This window comes from Bacillus sp. D48C (assembly GCF_053345735.1).
This window is the reverse complement of sequence record NZ_JBKFAQ010000004.1, coordinates 266,408-282,941: the sequence shown is the minus strand read 5'-3', so window position 1 is coordinate 282,941 and position 16,534 is coordinate 266,408. Positions and strand designations below refer to the sequence as shown.

Here is a 16,534-nt window from a genome sequence, read left to right as displayed (position 1 = left end):
TCTTTCTATTCAATTTCAAAATCAACAATGATATAAGCGAGTATAACAACGAAGAAAATACTAACGGCTGGCGCTGTTAATACGTGGCCAGACATAAAACCAATGCCAAGTGATAGAATGAGTGTGCTCGCTAATAGCATATACTTTACTTTCATGATTTTCTTAAAGTTTGTGATCATGCTGATGAATAATTTAATACCAAAGTATAGAAGTGGTATTAAGTAAATAAGGAAACCGACAATGCCAAAGGCGAAAAATAGGTCATGGAAGTCCATTTCAATTAATTTAATTTTATCTGTGTAGTTACCAGCGTAACCCATTCCGAATAGTTTTTGTGAAAGCGGTGCGTCTTTATAGTATTGTTTGTATGTTTTTAAGAATTTGTCGCGATCACTATAAATTAAACTTTTCACTTCAGAATCTGTAAGTTCACCTTTTGCATGTTTTTTTGCATCTTCTGGATCTTCTTTAATTACTTTTCCTTCTTTTCGATCTTTCTCTTCTTGTACTGATTTTTTGTATTCGTATATTTGCATGTGAATGCCCATATTTTTTGCGATAGGAGTATGCGGTGTAAGAGCAATTAAACCTCCTAGTATAACTGCGGCAACAATGGTATTTACAATATGTGTAAATCCCTTTCCTTCTTTTTTACGATTTATCATGTATTCAATGAATGAGAAGAAAAGTGCTACGCCTAATGTAATAACAATTGCGCCATATCCGACTTTCGTTCCGACCATAATACTTGCATACATCGCAAGTATTGTTGGAATCCAGTAATATATTTTCGAGAAAGAAGTTGTTTTATGTATCGAATATAAGACAATGATTGGGAACATAATGGCGAAAAGAGAACTTAAATCATTTCCAGCGAAGAACCAACCTCTTGAACCGATTTTTGAGTGAGGATAGCTTGGGAAATCTGTTCCAGTTTGCATTGCGACAATCATTGTGATGCTTAAAATTAAAGTTGCATATAAGAAATATGTAATGATTTTATGAAATACATACTCTTTATTTTTTAGCTCTTTAAAGGCGATAATATATCCAAACAGTAGCACAATTGGATATATGCTCTTTAAGATGAATTTAACTTCTTCTCCAAATGAAACTGGAGATTTAACCATCATATTATTTACAAGACCGATTGCGAGTGCGATTCCGAGTAAACATAAATAGAGGATGTACTTTTTCGCATCTTGTTGTTTGTGATGAAGAAGTAGGTATCCTAATGCAAGAAGCATAAAGGCGAAACGGACTACAACTCCAACTGTTGCGCTCATGTGTAATATATAGATTGAAAAAGATGTTAATAAATCTAAAATTGGTTGAAACACAATGAATAGCAATAGGAAATGTGGGAAGTAGTTATCCGTTTGTTTCAACTTAGTAACCATATGTTCCTCCAGTTCTTCATTCCTTTATTACAACACCCAAAAGATGGGTATAAAGCCTTTTTTACATAGTAAGGCGAATGAATTTCAATATTTGTTTTTTTATCAAACTTAAGAATACACCATTTCATTGTAATGGTAAATAGATGAAAAGCATGGATAAACCGACTTTAATTTCTATATTTTTCAACGGAATTGTATGTTTTATACGGTATATGTACAAATTGCGAGATTATTAGACAGAAAATTGAGAAAAAAGAAGGATTTTTCAATGGTTCTCTATAATTATATAAGTATAATCTTTATGGAGAAAAGAGGGGTATATATAATGGAAATAACAAGTAAAACAGAATCTGTCGTTGTGAAATATGAAGGCCACGTTGCAACGGTTATGGTCAATCGCCCAGAGGTGTTAAATGCGTTAGATGAGCCGACATTAAAAGAGTTATTACAAAAGTTGAAAGAAGTAGCGGAAAGTTCTGCGCATATCGTTGTGTTATGCGGAAACGGCCGTGGTTTTTCTGCGGGTGGGGATATTAAATCGATGCTTTCAAGTAATGATGAAAGTAAGTTTGATGGCATTATGAATACTATTTCTGAAGTTGTCGTGACGTTATATACGATGCCAAAGCTTGTTATTAGTGCAATTCATGGACCAACTGCAGGTCTTGGATTAAGTATTGCGTTAACAGCTGATTATGTAATGGCGGATATATCATCTGTTATTGCAATGAACTTTATTGGAATCGCTTTAATTCCAGATGGAGGCGGTCATTTCTTCCTTCAAAAGCGCGTCGGTGAAAATATGACGAAGCAAATTATTTGGGAAGGTAAGAAATTATCAGCGACAGAAGCGCTTGATATCGGCTTAATTGATGAAGTAATCGGCGAAGATTTCCAAACGGCTGTGAAGCAAAAAATTAATGAATGGTCACAAAAACCGATTAAAGCAATGATTCAAACGAAGCAAATTTTATGTGAAGTAAATCGCTCTAATTTAGAGCAAACATTGCAATTAGAAAAGCGTGGTCAATATGCAATGAGACAAACAGCGGATCATAAAGAAGGAATTGCTGCGTTTTTAGAGAAACGTTTACCAGCATTTAAAGGGGAATAAAGTTTGTCCATTCCTCATGAGTAGCTCGTTAATTCGGGATAAAGGGGAGAAAGTGCTAACACATTTTAGTATAATTGTGTTAGCACTTTTTTTTAAGGAGTAATACATGAAGAGAATGATCGGTGTTATCACTATTATTTTGCTTACATATTCTGCTTTGCATAGTACACCATCTTTGGCAGTTCGGACTGCGTTATTTTTTGAGGGACATCCAAGTGTTGCGTTTTCTGGTGGGGTGACGAAAGAAAAAGATGTGAAAAAAGAAGCGATTCCAGATGAGTACCAAACTCTATATGGTAAGGAAGAAAACTCAGAGCACTATTTCTTTCCGCATGTAAGAGCACATGAATCAGGAATTGATATGTTAAGTGCATGCGTGAAGAAAAAATGGTTTTTCTATAAAGCAGAGCTCGGGTGTTATTAAATATAGGAGGATGAATGATGTCAGCATATAACAAGTTAGTAAGAGATCGTGTTCCAGAGAAGATTTTAATGTCTGGAAAAACGTATACCGCACAAAAATTAACAGGTCAAGCATATATACAAGCTTTAGCGAAAATTGGAACGGAAGAAATTCGTGAATTTGCTTCTATGAAAGAACGCGAACATGCGCTAGATTCCCTTGCGGATGCACTAGAAGTAATCATTTCATTAGCACGTGCGGAAGGTGCATCAATTGAAGATGTGGAACGCCTTCGTAAGAAAAAAGAAGTAGAGCGCGGTGGATTTGAAAGAGGGATTTATTTATTAGATGTCTCGGAAGAATAGTTTAATAGGAAAAGCATAGCGTTAATGAGTAACGCTATGCTTTTTTGTTGCAATGAAGCTAATAATGAAGAAAATAGCTGTTAATATCCAGCCGATTGTAATAGAAGTAGTAGTATGAACGGCATAAGAAACTTGTAAACAAAATAATGATGCTAAAAACCAAATGAGTGCAATGTGTATATATTTTTTTGATATATTCATATTTCAGGACTCCTTTTGTATACTAAAAAGAATTTTACTACAATTTAGAAAATTAAGCTATATAAGTAGAGGTTTTCTGGTGAATTTTGTATACTGAATAGTAGAGAAAATGAGGAGGAAACGACAATGGCACATCATGCGAGAGAAACGATGGAACTTATTAAGGAGCTTGTCTCTATTCCGAGTCCGTCTGGAAATACAGCAAAAATTATTGATTTTATTGAAAACTATGTCAGTGAGTGGAATGTAGAAACGAAACGTAACAATAAAGGCGCTCTTATTTTAACGGTAAAAGGGAAGAATGATGCGCAGCACCGCTTATTAACGGCACACGTTGATACGTTAGGTGCGATGGTGAAAGAAATTAAGCCTGATGGTCGCCTGAGTCTTTCTATGATTGGTGGATTTCGCTGGAACTCTGTAGAAGGAGAATATTGCGAAATTGAAACATCAAGTGGCAAGACGTATACAGGAACGATTTTAATGCATCAAACATCTGTACATGTATATAAAGATGCAGGTGAAGCAAAACGCGATGAGAAAAATATTGAAGTTCGTATTGATGAGCGCGTATTTTCAGCTGATGAAGTACGCGAATTAGGAATTGAAGTAGGAGACTTCGTTTCATTTGATCCGCGCGTTCAAATTACAGAGAGTGGATACATAAAATCACGTCATTTAGATGACAAAGTAAGTGTTGCGATTTTATTAAAATTAATTAAAAGATTACAAGATGAAAACGTAACATTACCATATACGACGCATTTCTTAATTTCTAATAATGAAGAGATTGGATACGGTGGTAATTCTAATATTCCAGAAGAAACTGTTGAATACTTAGCAGTTGATATGGGAGCGTTAGGTGATGGACAAACATCTGATGAATATACAGTATCTATTTGTGCAAAAGACTCTAGCGGCCCGTACCATTACGCTTTACGTAAACATTTAGTAGAGCTTGCGAAAACGAATCATATTGAATATAAAGTAGATATTTATCCGTACTACGGATCTGATGCATCAGCTGCGATTCGTGCGGGATTTGACGTGAAACATGCGTTAATTGGAGCGGGTATTGATTCTTCTCACGCATTTGAACGTACACATGAAAGTTCTATTGCGCATACAGAATCATTAGTGTATGCATATGTAATGTCTAATTTAATTGAAGAATAATTTCATAGATAATAGAGAGCTGATTAAAAATATTATTTTTAATCAGCTTTTTATTTGGCGAAGCGATTAGGAGACATGTTCTAATCGCTTTTTTAGCCCGCTATTTGTGGGCTGATTAAAGTTTTATTTTATATACATTCATTATAAGTTATATATATGCGATTTTTGTTATACGGCCGGAAACGTGTTTACTATAGATATATAATGTTATACACTATGAAAGGAATTAATTAATAGTTAATATGTTTTAGTTAGCTTGATTAAAAAAATTGTATGAATATGAAGTTTTGAGAGGAGATTTATTTTTCATGAAGTACAAAGCAATAGCCGCAGGTTTATTAGCAGCAAATTTACTAGCACATCCAATTAGTAGTTTAGCAGAAACGAAGAAATTTCCTGATGTTTCAGATAGTGCGTGGTCGAAAGACGCAATTTATTATTTAGTAGAGAGAAATGTAATTAACGGTATGCCAGATGGTAACTTTATGCCATACGGAAATTTAACACGTGCCCAGGCAGCAAAGATTATCGCAACAGCAATTGGGGCTAAAGTAGATCCAAATGCAAAGCCGTCTTATAATGATGCAAAAAATAGTTGGGCAGCTTCATTTATTGCAGCCATGGAAAAAGAGAATATTATTAAAGGGCGAGAACCAGGAGTATTTGATCCTGAAGGAAAAGTAACTCGTGCTGAAATGGCAGCTATGCTTGTAAGAGCATATAATCTGAAGAGCAAAGTAACAGGACCAGTTCCTACAAAATTCGCTGATTTAGAGAATCATTGGGGTAAAGAAGAAGTTAATATTTTAGTAGAATTAAAACTTTCTTTAGGTACAGAGAATGGCTGGAAACCGAATGATTCTATTACGCGTGAACAAGCAGCTCAGCTTACTGCGCAAACAGATAAATTTAGCAAGAATAGTGATCGTCCAGTAGAAACAAAGAAAATGTACATAGATAGAAAATTCATTACATATCACGCACCATCATTAAGTTCTGGGATTAGTGCAAATCAGCATAATCCACAAATGGTTGAAATTAAAGAAGAACGAGATGGATGGATCAAAATTGCAACAAGTAAAGGTGATAAATGGACACCTTTAGTAGAGAAAACAGAAGTTATTAATGAAGGATTCACTACTTATGCAGAAGCTTCTTCTTCTTCAAAAGTAATGGGAACACATAACGCACAACAAGTAACTGTTATTGAAGAGAACGGCAGCTGGATTCGTATCCGCATGGGCGCTGGTTTCCAATGGGTTAATAAAAATCAATTAAATCCAGTGAAGCAAGGTAACTTCTTAGAAGGAAAAGCTATTATCATTGATCCAGGTCATGGCGGAGTTGATTCAGGTAATCCAGGTTATTATGAGAAAGAAAGTGAAACTGTATTAGATGTATCACTACGATTACAGAAGATATTTGAGAAAAAGACACCATTTACTGTGTTATTCACTCGTACAGATGATACACGTCCAGGAACAAGTGCTTCTGATTCTTTAAAGAAACGTGTAGAATTTGCTCAAAAAAATAATGGGGATATTTTTGTAAGTATTCATGGTAATGGCACGGAAGAGAAAAATGGACAAGGTACAGAAACGTTCTATTATGAATCAGCGACAGCAAGAGGAACAAATCCTAACGTATCAGAAAGTCGTTTACTAGCAGAAAAAATTCAAGAGCGTCTTGTAGATGCACTGGGAACAAAAGATCGTGGTGTGAAAAAAGGCGATTTATACGTAATTAGAGAAAATACAATGCCAGCTGTATTAGCAGAATTAGCATTTGTAGATAATAAAAGTGATGCAGATAAAATAGCTACACCAGCGCAAAGACAAAATGCAGCGGAAGCTATTTATCAAGGTATTTTAGATTACTATGAAGAAATGGGTAACAACGTGTCTTCTTTCCGTTAATAAATAATAAGAGATTGCCATTGGCAGTCTCTTTTATTTATTAACGTTTCTCTTTATTTCCGGCATATGATATCATTTAATTTTATATATAAAAAAGTATTTGAGTAATTGTAATCATAACAATTTTAAACGATAGAGGATGATAATAGATTGAATAATCATAGTAAAACACCTGCCTGTATATATACGTATGCATTTCGTGAGGAGGAGCGTGCTTTATGTTACTTGGAAATGCGCTCGTTCTTTGGAATGGAGTCCCACGTTAATATTTTAAAAAGTGATGTCAAAATTGACCCGAGTAGAAGTGCGTTTATGAAAGAGCGCGTTGAGGTTATGTATGAAGGGGACGACTTAGAAAGCATTTTAAAACAAGTGGAACAAATTGATTTGGCGGGAGCGACATTTAAAGTTATTTTCGTTAAAATCAATGACCTCGTTGGGGAGAATAAAATTGAATATGGAGAAAGACGTCTTATTGAACGAGACCTTGGCATGCATATCGAAGGAGAAGCGGATGTTCGTAATCCAGAGCGTGTATTCGGGATTGTTCCTCTTGGAGGACGCTGGTACTTCGGGCACTATGTAGAAAGCGAACCAGTTTGGTATCATCACATAAAAAAACCGCATAGCTATTCGACATCACTTAGCACACGTGTTGCGAGATCAGTTGCAAATATCGCTGTACCAAATCCAGAGGGAGTACGAGCAATTGACCCGTGCTGCGGTATTGGAACAGTAGTAGTAGAAGCACTTTCTATGGGGATTAATATCGTTGGTAGAGATATAAATCCACTTGTAGTTCTTGGAACGAGAAAAAACATCGCACATTTTGGATTTGAAGGAACAGTAACAAAAGGACCAATTGAAGAAATTACTGAGAACTACGACGTTGCAATTATCGATATGCCCTATGACTTATTTACGCATGCCACACCAGAAGACCAGCTCTCCATTCTTTCAAGTGCGCGCCGCATTGCTAAAAAGGTAGTCGTTGTAACGATGGAGACAATGGATGACATGATCCATGAAGCAGGATTTGAAATTACAGATCGCTGTATTACAAGAAAAGGGTCATTTACTAGACAAATTCTTGTTTGTGAATAAGAAAGGAAGGTCACCCGTTTGGGTGACCTTTTTAGTGTAGTTTAATGTGTGATTGATTGGCAGTTTGTAGGCGGCGATAAGTTGATATTGTGATAGGAGAATCTATTAATGTTCTTTTAATTTCTCTTGTTGTGCAATTAATAAATTGCGTAATATGTGCCCGCGGTAACTTTCTAGTTTTCGTCCTTCATGATAGCGTACGCCTAATTTTTTTAGTTCAGCTACGTACCAGCCTTTTGTTCCGTAGTACATTGGATCACTTCCTTTTTGCTTTTGAACAGTATATGTTTGGGAGCGAAGTAACTTTACATTGAAAATAATAATGATAAAAGGAATCCTACATGTGTGTACCAGTGAAATTGCAAAGTTATCGAGGTGTTTTATAGCGTAACGTCCAAGCCGTGTATAAAAAAGTAGACAGTTGTATATGAATTTGTTGAAAAAAGAATACACATTGTCCAGGGGATTTGAAAAAAGGAATGCTATACGATTTGGCATGATACTTGCGTTGGAAATAGTATCAACGTATAGGGGAGAGATAGAAATGAAGGTTAGTAAAGTGTACACGACAATTGATGCACACGTAGCTGGGGAGCCGCTTCGAATTATTACGGGCGGCGTGCCAGAAATAAAAGGAGAAACGCAGCTGGAAAGACGCGCGTACTGTATGGAACATTTGGACCATCTTCGTGAGGTTCTTATGTATGAACCGAGGGGGCATCACGGGATGTATGGTTGTATTATTACCCCGCCTGCAAGTGCTCACGCTGATTTTGGTGTTTTATTTATGCACAATGAAGGCTGGAGTACGATGTGTGGTCATGGCATTATTGCTGTCATTACAGTTGGAATTGAAACAGGCATGTTTGAAGTAAAGGGTGAAAAACAAAATTTCATTATTGATAGCCCAGCCGGAGAAGTTATTGCGTATGCAAAATATAACGGGAGTGAAGTAGAATCTGTATCATTTGAAAATGTTCCTTCATTTGTATACAAAAAAGACGTTCCTATTAAAATAGATAACTATGAATTTCAAGTAGATATCGCGTTTGGAGGAGCATTTTACGCTGTTGTAGACTGTAAAGAATTTGGTTTGAAAGTTGATTTTAAAGACTTGCCCGCTATTCAAACGTGGGGCGGTAAAATTAAACATTATATAGAGAGCAAAATGGAAGTGAAGCATCCACTTGAAGAAAGTTTAAAAGGAATATACGGCGTTATCTTTTCAGATGAACCGAAAGACAAAGGTGCTACGCTACGAAATGTAACGATTTTTGCTGATGGGCAAGTAGATCGTTCTCCTTGCGGTACAGGAACTTCAGCGAGAATCGCAACTCTTTTTGAAAAAGATGCCTTACAAAAAGAAGAAATCTTCGTCCACGAATGCATTACTGATGGGAAATTCGAGGGAGAAGTATTGTCGGTAACAGCGGTAGGTACATATGAAGCTGTCGTTCCGAAAGTAACGGGGCATGCATTTATTACAGGGTTTCATCAGTTCGTTGTAGATCCGAGAGATGATTTGAACCGAGGATTTTTGTTAGGATAAAGTGAAACTTTAATCAGTGGAGGGGTTCCTCACTGATTATTAGTTGAACCAATCGGGTTTTTACGGGCAGTTGATCTCCCGTGTAACTTCTTTGTCCAACTGAATTTTTAGATGGGAGTCTTACTGCCCGTTAATACGGGATAGAAGAAGGGGGTGGAAAGATATGCTAGTTATAAGCGCGAACGAACAAAGAAACTTAGTAAATATGAATGAAGTTATTGAATACGCGGCGCTTGCTTTAAAAGAATTTTCCGCAGAAAGAACGATTACACCAATAAGAGGCTCATTACCATTTGCGAATGAGCAAAATACGGCATTAATTATGCCTTCAGTAGCGGAAGGGCTTGAGGCACTTGGAGTAAAAATAGTAACGGTAGTCCCGCAAAATAAACAGATAGGAAAGAAAACAATCAATGGGATTGTGATGCTATCAGACTTTCAAACGGGAGAACCGCTCGCACTTCTAGAAGGATCGTACTTAACGATGATCCGAACGGGCGCCTTATCAGGAGTAGCGACAAAATATTTAGCTCGTCATAACGCAAAAACTTTATGCATTATCGGCACGGGCGAACAAGCGAAAGGAATTGCCGAAGCAATATTTGCAGTTAGAGATATCGAAAAAGTCATTTTATACAATCGAACAGAAGAAAAAGCATATGCATTTGCGCAATATATACAAGAGAAATTTGGTAAACCTGCTTACGTTTACAGGGATCCAAATGAAGCAATACGTGAAGCAGACATCATCGTCACAACTACGAACGCAACCACACCAGTCTTCTCAGAAACACTACAAAAAGGCGTCCACGTAAACGCCGTCGGCTCATTCAGACCGAGCATGCAAGAACTACCCTCACACGCCATCACAAGCGCAAACAAAGTAGTAGTCGAATCAAAAGAAGCAGCACTAGACGAAACAGGAGACCTTCAAGTTCCGATAAAAGAAGGTCTATTCAAAGCGAACGCCATTCACGCTGAACTTGGTCAAATTATAAGCGAGGAAAAAGCAGGCCGCGAAAGCGATGAAGAGATTACTATTTTCAAATCAGTTGGTTTGGCAGTAGTGGATATTATCGTTGCGAAGTATTTGTATGAGAGAGCGGTGGAGCAAGGAGTAGGGAGTAAGATTGAGTTTTGAGACTGCCTTTTGGTGGTCTTTTTATTTTATCATCCTTATAAATATATTTTATGGCAAGAATGTATTAGTAGATTGCAAACTTTCCACATTTACAAAAAAGTTTGACTTTACATACAGGTAGTGGTAATTTAAAACTTATAAGAAAACTCGGGATTAATTCCGAGTTTTCTTATGGGTATAACTAGTTTGAGGGGGCCGAAAGATGAAACGGAAATTATTTGCATTACCATTTGTTCTAATACTACTTATTGCATTAGCTGCTTGTTCAGGGGAAAAAGATTCGAAGCAAGCGGGCACTAGTAAATCAGGGACTCCGAAAGATGGAGGAACGTTAACGATTGGTGTTAGCGATAATCCAGATACGATGAATCCGCTTTATGCGAATGATCGTGTGTCATTAACTGTGCAGCAGGCTTTATATGCGCCGCTATATCATATGGAAGACGGTAAGAAAAAGTTTGTTCTTGCTGAGAGCTTTACGCCTTCAGAAGATCAATTAACGTGGACACTGAAGTTAAAAGATAATTTGAAATGGCATGATGGTAAGAAAATTACATCAGACGATATAGCATTTACATTCCAATCTATTTTGGATGAGAAGCAAAATAGCTCAAGTCGTGAAAACTTTATTTTTAAAGGAAAGCCGCTTGAGGTGAAAAAGGTAGATGAGTTAACAACTCAATTCGTTTTACCACAAGTAAGCGCATCTTTCGAAGGTGTGATGAATGATTTCTTCCCAATTCCGAAACATGTATTTGAAGGGGAAGCAGATTTAGCGAAGAGTAAGAAAAACTTACAGCCTGTAGGTTCAGGACCGTTTAAGTTTAAAGAGTATAAATCAGATGAGTACGTTGCATTAGATCGATTTGATGATTATGTAGGTGGGAAAGCTAAATTAGACTCTATCGTATACCGCGTTGTAAAAGACCGTAATACAGCAAATGTTTCACTGCAAAATGGTCAAATCAACATGAAGATGATTGAGCCGCAAGACTTTAAGAAACTAGATAGCACTGGGAACTTCTCAATGGTGACATTCCCTGAAGGTAGATTATTCTACTTATCTTATAACATGAATACTGATCTTATGAAGAAAAAAGAAGTGCGCCAAGCAATTGCACATGCGTTAGATAAGAAAGAAATGATTAACTCAGCATTCGTTTCAGGTGAATTTGCAGAACCAGCAAATTCAATCTTAACGCCAGACGCTATGTATTATGCGAAAGATATTAAAGACTATAAGTATGATAAAAAAGAAGCGAAAGATTTATTAGCAAAAGCTGGCGTGAAAGATAAGGAAAAAGTACGTGTGATGTATGTAACGAATAATAAAATTATGGAAAGCTTAGCGTTATATACACAACAAAAATTAAAAGAAGTTGGCTTAGAAGTTGAACTAAATGCATTAGATGCTAGTGCGGCAAGTGAAAAAGGCTTAGATAAAGAGAATAAAGAATATGACATTACATTTGGTGGTTACATAATGGGACCTGAGCCAGATTCATATAAGAGCTTATTCTTAAGCAATGCTGAATACAATTATGCACGATATAAAAACGCTGATTTCGATAAGTTATGGGAAGAAGCTGCAGTTGAGACAGATAAAACAAAACGCGCAGAGCTATACCATAAAATTCAAGAGACAGCTAGAGAAGACGTACCTTATCTACCAATCGCGTATCCGAAAGCAGTTATTGCAGTAGATAAAAAGTTTGATGGATTAAAAGAAGCGAAAGCAATTCCTGTCACAATGTTTGAAGATCTATCTAAGATTTATGAAGTGAAATAAGAAACAATAAAGAAGCTGGTGGAAATCAGCTTCTTTATCAAGTTAAAGCCTAATTGATGTAGGCTAATGAAAGTTTCACTTTACCTTGAGGGGGGAAGTTTGTGTATAAAGTAATTGGGAAGAGGCTTTTAAATGCAATTCCGCTTTTATTTGTTATTTCTATTATTTCTTTTCTATTAATAAAACTAGCACCGGGCGATCCGGTTCGAAACTTTGTCACGCCGAATATGAGTCCAATTGATGTTGAGCGTATTCGCACAAGTTTAGGGCTAGATCAACCAATTTATATGCAGTATATTTTATGGTTAAAAAATATTTTAACAGGGAACTTTGGTTATTCACTTCAAAACCATCGTCCTGTTCTAGATCTTATTGTAGAAAGGTTACCTGCGACAATCGGCTTAATGGGATCGTCTTTACTCGTCTCATTTGTAATCGCAATCCCGCTTGGACTACTTACAGGTGTGAAAAAGAATTCTATCTTTGATCGCATTGTGAACTTTATCTCTTATGTGGGAATTTCAATGCCAGTCTTTTGGTTCGCTTTACTATTAATTTACTTATTCTCTTTAAAGTTGAACCTTCTTCCGAGCATGGGTATGCGCACCGTTGGTAAAGACTCTGTCTGGGATATTGTCCAACACGGCATTTTACCTTGTATGGTGCTTGCGTTCCAAAACGTCTCTGTTTATATGAGATATATTCGTTCAAGTACGATTCAGCAATTAGAAGAAGACTACGTACAAATTCAATATGCGTACGGTGCTTCAAAGAAGACCGTTTTATTTAATCACGTACTTCGAAATGTATTAATACCGATCATTACAATTTTCGGGTTATCTATTCCAAGTTTAGTAGGCGGGGCGTTTATTACGGAAACAGTATTCTCATGGCCAGGACTTGGTTCGCTCGGGGTAAATGCTATTTTTAGATTTGATTATCCGATTATCATGGCAATTACATTATTATCATCATTCATGTTAATTCTCGGTAACTTAATTGCTGATATTTTATATGGCGTAGTAGATCCGCGCATTCGAATGAGGGGGTGATTTGGAATGAATAATAGGAGATTTCAAACGATAAAAAGTAGTTTTACGAAAAATAAGTTTGTACTAATGGGAGTTATTATACTTGCGGTTTTAACGATCGCATCCATTTTTGCATTCGTATCGCCATACGATCCTAGCAAAATGTCGATTCCAGATCGTTTACAAGAACCGAGTATGAGTCATCCTTTCGGCACGGATGATTACGGAAGGGATTACTTAACGAGGGCATTATATGGCGGACGCGTTTCGCTTGCGGTTGGTTTTCTTGCAATGGTTGTATCTATTACAATCGGAACCGCAGTTGGAACAATTAGTGGATATTATGGCGGAAAGTTAGACAACTTCTTAATGCGAATTGTAGAAGTACTTATGTCAATTCCATCATTCTTCTTAATGCTGTTATTAAATGCTTATTTAAAACCAGGGATTACGACGTTAGTTCTTATTATTGGATTACTAACATGGATGGACACCGCTCGTATTGTAAGGGCAGAAACGCTATCTGTAAAAGAGCGTGAGTACGTTTTGTATGCAAAAGTATCTGGACAGAAATCACTTGCAATTATTGTAAGACATATCATTCCAAACATTTTATCAACCATTATTATCGCTGCGACATTAACAATTGCGACATCGATTTTAATGGAATCATCACTTAGCTTCTTAGGATTAGGTATTAGAGAACCAGATTCTTCTTGGGGCAGCATGCTAAACAATGCGCAAGGGTATATTGGCGAAGCTTGGTATTTAACGCTCTTCCCAGGATTCCTTATCCTTTTAACGGTACTTAGTTTTAACGTAATTGGTGAAGCATTGAAGAAAGCTTTCGCGCCAAAAGGAGCTGGAAATGAAAACTAAAGTGTTACGTGAAAGGAGTGAGAAACGTGTCTGAAAAACTATTAGAAGTGAATAATTTAAAGACTTCTTTTTTCATAGAAAGCGGAGAAGTAGAAGCGGTTCGCGGCGTTACATTTCGTTTACATAAAGGAGAAGTAGTTGGTATCGTTGGGGAATCTGGAAGCGGGAAGAGTGTAATGGCGAAGTCTGTTATGTCTCTCGTTACGTCACCAGGAAAAGTGAAAGAAGGGGAAATCCTTTTTCATAATGAAAACATACTTTCTAAATCTGAAAAAGAATTACGTTCTATTAGAGGAAATCAAATTTCACTTATCTCTCAAGACCCAATGTCAGCGCTAAATCCAGTCGTGAAAATTGGGAAACAAATGACGGAAGTAATTATACGTCATCAAAAAGTGAAAAAGAAAGAAGCAGAGCAGATTGCGATCAACTTGTTAAAACAAGTCGGCCTTTCGTCACCAGAAGAAAGGGTAAAACAATATCCGCATGAACTAAGCGGTGGTATGAAGCAGCGGGTTATGATCGCAATGGCGATGTCTTGTAATCCGGACCTTCTTATTGCTGACGAACCGACGACTGCACTTGATGTAACGATACAGGCGCAAATACTAGATTTAATGAAAAACTTAAAGAACGAAACGAATATGGCGTTACTTCTTATTACGCATGACTTAGGAATCGTCGCGCAAAACTGTACGCGCGTTATCGTTATGTACGGCGGGCTTATTATGGAAGAAGGACCTGTACTTGATATTTTCCAATCGCCGAATCATCCATATACGAAAGGGCTATTAAACTCTTTGCCAAAAATAGCGAACGGCGTAAAAGAAAGACTCGCTCCTATTCAAGGTGTAACGCCAAACTTATTAAACCCGCCACAAGGTTGCCCATTCGCAGAGCGTTGCCCGCATGCGATGGACATTTGTGAAAAAGAACGTCCGCCATATTTTGAAATCGGAAACGAAAGACGTTCCATGTGCTGGTTAAACGATAAGACAGTAGGTGATTCACATGCATGAAGAAAACTTAATTGAAGTTCGGAACTTAAAAAAGTATTTTCCTATTAAAAAAGGACTATTCGGCAGAAAAACAGAGCAATTAAAAGCAGTCGATGACTTAAGCTTCACTATTAAAAAGGGTGAAACATTCGGGTTAGTAGGGGAATCTGGCTGTGGAAAATCAACGACAGGAAGAAGTATCATTCGCTTACATGATGTCACTTCAGGTAACGTTTTGTTTGACGGAAAAGATATCGCAAGTTTAAAGGAAAGTGAACTAAAAGAATATCGAAAAAGAATGCAAATCATTTTCCAAGATCCATACGCATCATTAAACCCGGCAATGAATGTATTCCAAATTATTAGCGAACCGATGAACATTCACGGTTCCTACGAAAAAGAAGAACAAAAAGAAATCATTTTAGACCTTCTGAAAAAGGTAGGTTTAAAAGAAGAACATTTATATCGCTATCCGCACGAATTTAGCGGAGGCCAGCGCCAGCGCATTAGCATCGCGCGGGCACTATCTGTAAAACCAGACTTTATCTTATGTGACGAACCAATCTCAGCACTCGATGTCTCAGTCCAAGCACAAGTCGTAAACATGCTGCAAGACATTCAAGAAGAAACAGGCGTCACATACTTATTCATCGCACATGACCTATCTATGGTAAGGCACATATCAGACCGAATCGGAGTCATGTACTTAGGAAACATAGTAGAAATTGCCGACAGTGAAGACCTATACACAAAACCGGCACATCCATACACACAAGCACTACTTTCATCTATGCCAGAACCAGATCCAACAAACACAGGCAAAGAACGGATCATCCTAGAGGGAGAAGTACCAAGCCCACTAAACTCACCATCCGGCTGCAAATTCAGAACGCGCTGCAAATTCGCCACTGAAAAATGTGCACAGGAAGTACCGAAGATGGTGGAGATTGAGAAGGGGCATGAGGTGGCTTGTCATTTGTTTTAGAGGGAGAGCACTAGGGGGGACCTGGTGCTTTTTTCTTTGTAGGTGGACGTGGTGTGGGATTGGTTGTTAGTTTAGGAGATAGCGCGCTCGAAATTTGTCGGTAAATCGATATGTTGTGTCGAAACGTTGATATATTCGGAGTTACGATTGATATAATTGAATAAACGTTGATATATTTTTGTAAAGAGTGGGATTGGTTGTAACTTAATGTAGAAATTTAATGTTTTTGAAAAAAAGAATTGACTTCTATATTAGTTGTAACTAAAATAGTTACATAAAGATGTAATCAATTTAGTTACAACTAATATCTGCTAAAAATATGATTTATATATTTAATTAAGGATGGTGGTCCATACGTTGCCACCCGGTGTAGAAAGTTACTAACACATTCAAATCAATGCATATTCCAAGCTTTAGTATTTTCTGTTACGGGGCAATAAGGTGCAACGTTATCTTTTGTTAAAAACCTTGGTGGATCTTTCT

16 protein-coding genes are annotated in these 16,534 nt (G+C 37.1%); 13 read left to right on the top strand and 3 right to left on the bottom strand.

Features of this window, described 5'->3' with window-relative positions:
• Positions 1-5: 5 nt before the first annotated feature.
• Positions 6-1,400 carry an O-antigen ligase family protein gene (locus tag ACLBXA_RS13340; RefSeq protein WP_000256705.1) on the bottom strand — a complete coding sequence of 465 codons (1,395 nt, stop codon included), beginning with the start codon at positions 1,398-1,400 and terminating at the stop codon, positions 6-8.
• 301 nt (positions 1,401-1,701) lie between these two features.
• Here ACLBXA_RS13340 and ACLBXA_RS13335 point away from each other — a divergent pair, with 301 nt between their 5' ends.
• The 3 genes from ACLBXA_RS13335 (at position 1,702) to ACLBXA_RS13325 (ending at position 3,282) form a co-directional block, all read left to right on the top strand.
• Complete coding sequence (locus ACLBXA_RS13335; protein ID WP_001999174.1) at positions 1,702-2,514, top strand: enoyl-CoA hydratase; 813 nt, start codon at positions 1,702-1,704, stop codon at positions 2,512-2,514.
• Between the two features lie 106 nt (positions 2,515-2,620).
• Positions 2,621-2,938, top strand: a complete 318-nt coding sequence (locus ACLBXA_RS13330; RefSeq protein WP_000827125.1) for a hypothetical protein — start codon at positions 2,621-2,623, stop codon at positions 2,936-2,938.
• A gap of 17 nt (positions 2,939-2,955) precedes the next feature.
• On the top strand, positions 2,956-3,282 hold the full coding sequence (locus ACLBXA_RS13325) for a nucleoside triphosphate pyrophosphohydrolase (protein WP_001277348.1): 327 nt from the start codon (positions 2,956-2,958) through the stop codon (positions 3,280-3,282).
• Positions 3,283-3,303: 21 nt separating this feature from the next.
• Here ACLBXA_RS13325 and ACLBXA_RS13320 read toward each other — a convergent pair whose 3' ends face one another.
• Complete coding sequence (locus ACLBXA_RS13320) at positions 3,304-3,483, bottom strand: hypothetical protein (RefSeq protein ID WP_001027087.1); 180 nt, start codon at positions 3,481-3,483, stop codon at positions 3,304-3,306.
• A 126-nt stretch (positions 3,484-3,609) separates the two neighbouring features.
• Between ACLBXA_RS13320 and ACLBXA_RS13315 the strand changes: the two genes are divergently transcribed.
• The 3 genes from ACLBXA_RS13315 to ACLBXA_RS13305 all read left to right on the top strand — a co-directional run bounded on the left by ACLBXA_RS13315 (position 3,610) and on the right by ACLBXA_RS13305 (position 7,679).
• Positions 3,610-4,659, top strand: a complete 1,050-nt coding sequence (locus ACLBXA_RS13315) for a M42 family metallopeptidase (protein WP_000930044.1) — start codon at positions 3,610-3,612, stop codon at positions 4,657-4,659.
• Positions 4,660-4,967: 308 nt separating this feature from the next.
• Positions 4,968-6,575 carry an N-acetylmuramoyl-L-alanine amidase gene (locus tag ACLBXA_RS13310; RefSeq protein ID WP_000875336.1) on the top strand — a complete coding sequence of 536 codons (1,608 nt, stop codon included), beginning with the start codon at positions 4,968-4,970 and terminating at the stop codon, positions 6,573-6,575.
• Between the two features lie 150 nt (positions 6,576-6,725).
• Complete coding sequence (locus tag ACLBXA_RS13305) at positions 6,726-7,679, top strand: TRM11 family SAM-dependent methyltransferase (RefSeq protein ID WP_001059321.1); 954 nt, start codon at positions 6,726-6,728, stop codon at positions 7,677-7,679.
• Between the two features lie 105 nt (positions 7,680-7,784).
• Here the strand turns inward: ACLBXA_RS13305 and ACLBXA_RS13300 are convergent, their stop codons facing one another.
• A complete protein-coding gene (locus ACLBXA_RS13300) occupies positions 7,785-8,015 on the bottom strand; it encodes a YflJ family protein (RefSeq protein ID WP_242297927.1) in 231 nt (76 codons plus the stop codon).
• Positions 8,016-8,223: 208 nt separating this feature from the next.
• Between ACLBXA_RS13300 and ACLBXA_RS13295 the strand changes: the two genes are divergently transcribed.
• The 7 genes from ACLBXA_RS13295 (at position 8,224) to ACLBXA_RS13265 (ending at position 16,051) form a co-directional block, all read left to right on the top strand.
• Positions 8,224-9,228: a proline racemase family protein gene (locus tag ACLBXA_RS13295; protein ID WP_447617245.1), complete on the top strand. Its 1,005-nt coding sequence runs from the start codon at positions 8,224-8,226 to the stop codon at positions 9,226-9,228.
• 163 nt (positions 9,229-9,391) lie between these two features.
• On the top strand, positions 9,392-10,369 hold the full coding sequence (locus tag ACLBXA_RS13290) for an ornithine cyclodeaminase family protein (protein WP_086391008.1): 978 nt from the start codon (positions 9,392-9,394) through the stop codon (positions 10,367-10,369).
• Between the two features lie 202 nt (positions 10,370-10,571).
• Positions 10,572-12,158, top strand: a complete 1,587-nt coding sequence (locus ACLBXA_RS13285; protein ID WP_000823570.1) for an ABC transporter substrate-binding protein — start codon at positions 10,572-10,574, stop codon at positions 12,156-12,158.
• Positions 12,159-12,259: 101 nt separating this feature from the next.
• A complete protein-coding gene (locus ACLBXA_RS13280; RefSeq protein WP_098286263.1) occupies positions 12,260-13,210 on the top strand; it encodes an ABC transporter permease in 951 nt (316 codons plus the stop codon).
• Between the two features lie 6 nt (positions 13,211-13,216).
• Positions 13,217-14,068, top strand: a complete 852-nt coding sequence (locus ACLBXA_RS13275) for an ABC transporter permease (RefSeq protein ID WP_001065307.1) — start codon at positions 13,217-13,219, stop codon at positions 14,066-14,068.
• A gap of 26 nt (positions 14,069-14,094) precedes the next feature.
• The gene (locus ACLBXA_RS13270; protein WP_086402842.1) at positions 14,095-15,087 is read left to right on the top strand and encodes an ABC transporter ATP-binding protein; all 993 of its coding nucleotides are present in this window, start codon (positions 14,095-14,097) and stop codon (positions 15,085-15,087) included.
• Entirely contained in the window at positions 15,080-16,051 is a 972-nt protein-coding gene (locus ACLBXA_RS13265; RefSeq protein ID WP_000544137.1) for an ABC transporter ATP-binding protein, read from the top strand. Before ACLBXA_RS13270 ends, ACLBXA_RS13265 begins: the two co-directional genes overlap by 8 nt.
• Positions 16,052-16,534 lie beyond the last annotated feature (483 nt).

Coding starts and splice junctions, on each gene's coding strand:
- ACLBXA_RS13340 (WP_000256705.1), bottom strand. CDS start 1,400: ATGGTTACTAAGTTGAAACAAACGGATAACTACTTCCCACATTTCCTA.
- ACLBXA_RS13335 (WP_001999174.1), top strand. CDS start 1,702: ATGGAGAAAAGAGGGGTATATATAATGGAAATAACAAGTAAAACAGAA.
- ACLBXA_RS13330 (WP_000827125.1), top strand. CDS start 2,621: ATGAAGAGAATGATCGGTGTTATCACTATTATTTTGCTTACATATTCT.
- ACLBXA_RS13325 (WP_001277348.1), top strand. CDS start 2,956: ATGTCAGCATATAACAAGTTAGTAAGAGATCGTGTTCCAGAGAAGATT.
- ACLBXA_RS13320 (WP_001027087.1), bottom strand. CDS start 3,483: ATGAATATATCAAAAAAATATATACACATTGCACTCATTTGGTTTTTA.
- ACLBXA_RS13315 (WP_000930044.1), top strand. CDS start 3,610: ATGGCACATCATGCGAGAGAAACGATGGAACTTATTAAGGAGCTTGTC.
- ACLBXA_RS13310 (WP_000875336.1), top strand. CDS start 4,968: ATGAAGTACAAAGCAATAGCCGCAGGTTTATTAGCAGCAAATTTACTA.
- ACLBXA_RS13295 (WP_447617245.1), top strand. CDS start 8,224: ATGAAGGTTAGTAAAGTGTACACGACAATTGATGCACACGTAGCTGGG.
- ACLBXA_RS13290 (WP_086391008.1), top strand. CDS start 9,392: ATGCTAGTTATAAGCGCGAACGAACAAAGAAACTTAGTAAATATGAAT.
- ACLBXA_RS13285 (WP_000823570.1), top strand. CDS start 10,572: ATGAAACGGAAATTATTTGCATTACCATTTGTTCTAATACTACTTATT.
- ACLBXA_RS13275 (WP_001065307.1), top strand. CDS start 13,217: ATGAATAATAGGAGATTTCAAACGATAAAAAGTAGTTTTACGAAAAAT.
- ACLBXA_RS13265 (WP_000544137.1), top strand. CDS start 15,080: ATGCATGAAGAAAACTTAATTGAAGTTCGGAACTTAAAAAAGTATTTT.